At 54.3% G+C, this 221-nt stretch carries 1 tRNA gene and 1 rRNA gene; both read right to left on the reverse strand.

Going from position 1 to position 221, the window contains the following annotated elements:
- Positions 1-76: transfer RNA gene (locus OGV83_RS00005), tRNA-Glu, on the reverse strand.
- Positions 77-161: 85 nt separating this feature from the next.
- A 16S ribosomal RNA gene (locus OGV83_RS00010) occupies positions 162-221 on the reverse strand; the annotation flags it as partial.

Consider the following 221-nt stretch of genomic DNA (forward strand, 5'->3'; position numbering starts at 1 on the left):
TGGCGTCCCCTAGGGGATTCGAACCCCTGTTACCGCCGTGAAAGGGCGGTGTCCTGGGCCTCTAGACGAAGGGGACACTGAAGTCTCAATCGCAAGACGCCTTGCTTCTTTCTTTTCATCAGACAATCTGTGTGGGCACTGCAAAGGCAGGTTCTTTAAGGTAAGGAGGTGATCCAACCGCAGGTTCCCCTACGGTTACCTTGTTACGACTTCACCCCAGT

The sequence above is a fragment of the Citrobacter sp. CK189 genome (assembly GCF_030333505.1).
In the GTDB taxonomy this organism is placed as follows: Bacteria; Pseudomonadota; Gammaproteobacteria; order Enterobacterales; family Enterobacteriaceae; genus Citrobacter_B; species Citrobacter_B koseri.